The sequence below is a fragment of the Streptomyces gardneri genome, assembly GCF_006539185.1.
GTDB classification, from domain to species: Bacteria; Actinomycetota; Actinomycetes; order Streptomycetales; family Streptomycetaceae; genus Streptomyces; species Streptomyces gardneri.
In genome coordinates, this window is sequence record NZ_BJMN01000118.1 from 1 (window position 1) to 3,204 (window position 3,204).

Below are 3,204 nucleotides of genomic sequence, written 5' to 3' on the forward strand. Positions count from 1 at the left end.
CTTCAGAACTAACACAGTGGACGCGAGCAACTGAGGACAAGCCCTCGGCCTATTAGTACCGGTCAGCTCCACCCATTACTGGGCTTCCACATCCGGCCTATCAACCCAGTGGTCTACTGGGAGCCTTACCCTCTCAAGGAGGTGGGAATACTCATCTTGAAGCAGGCTTCCCGCTTAGATGCTTTCAGCGGTTATCCCTCCCGAACGTAGCCAACCAGCCATGCCCTTGGCAGGACAACTGGCACACCAGAGGTTCGTCCGTCCCGGTCCTCTCGTACTAGGGACAGCCCTTCTCAATATTCCTACGCGCACAGCGGATAGAGACCGAACTGTCTCACGACGTTCTAAACCCAGCTCGCGTACCGCTTTAATGGGCGAACAGCCCAACCCTTGGGACCGACTCCAGCCCCAGGATGCGACGAGCCGACATCGAGGTGCCAAACCATCCCGTCGATATGGACTCTTGGGGAAGATCAGCCTGTTATCCCCGGGGTACCTTTTATCCGTTGAGCGACGGCGCTTCCACAAGCCACCGCCGGATCACTAGTCCCGACTTTCGTCCCTGCTCGACCCGTCGGTCTCACAGTCAAGCTCCCTTGTGCACTTACACTCAACACCTGATTGCCAACCAGGCTGAGGGAACCTTTGGGCGCCTCCGTTACCCTTTGGGAGGCAACCGCCCCAGTTAAACTACCCATCAGACACTGTCCCTGATCCGGATCACGGACCGAGGTTAGACATCCAGCACGACCAGAGTGGTATTTCAACGGCGACTCCACCATGACTGGCGTCACGGTTTCAAAGTCTCCCACCTATCCTACACAAGCCGAACCGAACACCAATATCAAACTGTAGTAAAGGTCCCGGGGTCTTTTCGTCCTGCTGCGCGAAACGAGCATCTTTACTCGTAGTGCAATTTCACCGGGCCTATGGTTGAGACAGTCGAGAAGTCGTTACGCCATTCGTGCAGGTCGGAACTTACCCGACAAGGAATTTCGCTACCTTAGGATGGTTATAGTTACCACCGCCGTTTACTGGCGCTTAAGTTCTCAGCTTCGCCACACCGAAATGTGACTAACCGGTCCCCTTAACGTTCCAGCACCGGGCAGGCGTCAGTCCGTATACATCGCCTTACGGCTTCGCACGGACCTGTGTTTTTAGTAAACAGTCGCTTCTCGCTGGTCTCTGCGGCCACCCCCAGCTCACGGAGTAAATCCGATCACCAGTGATGGCCCCCCTTCTCCCGAAGTTACGGGGGCATTTTGCCGAGTTCCTTAACCATAGTTCACCCGAACGCCTCGGTATTCTCTACCTGACTACCTGAGTCGGTTTAGGGTACGGGCCGCCATGAAACTCGCTAGAGGCTTTTCTCGACAGCATAGGATCATCCACTTCACCACAATCGGCTCGGCATCAGGTCTCAGGCTATGTGTGTGACGGATTTGCCTATCACACGCCCTACACCCTTACCCCGGGACTACCACCGCCCGGGCTGGACTACCTTCCTGCGTCACCCCATCGCTTACCTACTACCACCTTGGGTCGACGGCTCCACCACTTTCCTTTCCCCGAAGGGTCCGGAACGGCTTCACGGCCTTAGCATTAATGGGCTCGATATTGGGCGTTTCAAAGCGGGTACCGGAATATCAACCGGTTGTCCATCGACTACGCCTGTCGGCCTCGCCTTAGGTCCCGACTTACCCTGGGCAGATCAGCTTGACCCAGGAACCCTTAGTCAATCGGCGCACACGTTTCTCACGTGTGTATCGCTACTCATGCCTGCATTCTCACTCGTGAACCGTCCACAACTCGCTTCCGCGGCTGCTTCACCCGGCACACGACGCTCCCCTACCCATCACAGCGGGCGTTGGCCCTATTGCTGCAATGACACGACTTCGGCGGTACGCTTGAGCCCCGCTACATTGTCGGCGCGGAATCACTTGACCAGTGAGCTATTACGCACTCTTTCAAGGGTGGCTGCTTCTAAGCCAACCTCCTGGTTGTCTCTGCGACTCCACATCCTTTCCCACTTAGCGTACGCTTAGGGGCCTTAGTCGATGCTCTGGGCTGTTTCCCTCTCGACCATGGAGCTTATCCCCCACAGTCTCACTGCCGTGCTCTCACTTACCGGCATTCGGAGTTTGGCTAAGGTCAGTAACCCGGTAGGGCCCATCGCCTATCCAGTGCTCTACCTCCGGCAAGAAACACACGACGCTGCACCTAAATGCATTTCGGGGAGAACCAGCTATCACGGAGTTTGATTGGCCTTTCACCCCTAACCACAGGTCATCCCCCAGGTTTTCAACCCTGGTGGGTTCGGTCCTCCACGAAGTCTTACCTCCGCTTCAACCTGCCCATGGCTAGATCACTCCGCTTCGGGTCTTGAGCGCGCTACTAAATCGCCCTATTCGGACTCGCTTTCGCTACGGCTTCCCCTCACGGGTTAACCTCGCAACACACCGCAAACTCGCAGGCTCATTCTTCAAAAGGCACGCAGTCACGACCCATTGGGTAAACCCAATGAGCGACGCTCCCACGGCTTGTAGGCACACGGTTTCAGGTACTATTTCACTCCGCTCCCGCGGTACTTTTCACCATTCCCTCACGGTACTATCCGCTATCGGTCACCAGGGAATATTTAGGCTTAGCGGGTGGTCCCGCCAGATTCACACGGGATTTCTCGGGCCCCGTGCTACTTGGGTGTCTCTCAAACGAGCCGCATGAATTTCAGCTACGGGGGTCTTACCCTCTACGCCGGACCTTTCGCATGTCCTTCGCCTATCCATACGGTTTCTGACTCGTCTCACAGCCGGCAGACTGTGAAAGAGAGATCCCACAACCCCGCATGCGCAACCCCTGCCGGGTATCACACGCATACGGTTTGGCCTCATCCGGTTTCGCTCGCCACTACTCCCGGAATCACGGTTGTTTTCTCTTCCTGAGGGTACTGAGATGTTTCACTTCCCCTCGTTCCCTCCACATGCCCTATGTGTTCAGGCATGGGTGACAGCCCATGACGACTGCCGGGTTTCCCCATTCGGAAACCCCCGGATCAAAGCCTGGTTGACGGCTCCCCGGGGACTATCGTGGCCTCCCACGTCCTTCATCGGTTCCTGGTGCCAAGGCATCCACCGTGCGCCCTTAAAAACTTGGCCACAGATGCTCGCGTCCACTGTGTAGTTCTCAAACAACGACCAGCCACCC

The 3,204-nt window shown here is 56.5% G+C and carries 1 rRNA gene; it reads right to left on the bottom strand.

The window, feature by feature from the left end:
- Window positions 1-32 precede the first annotated feature (32 nt).
- Window positions 33-3,155, bottom strand: a 23S ribosomal RNA gene (locus SGA01_RS40605).
- Between the last annotated feature and the right edge of the window lie 49 nt (window positions 3,156-3,204).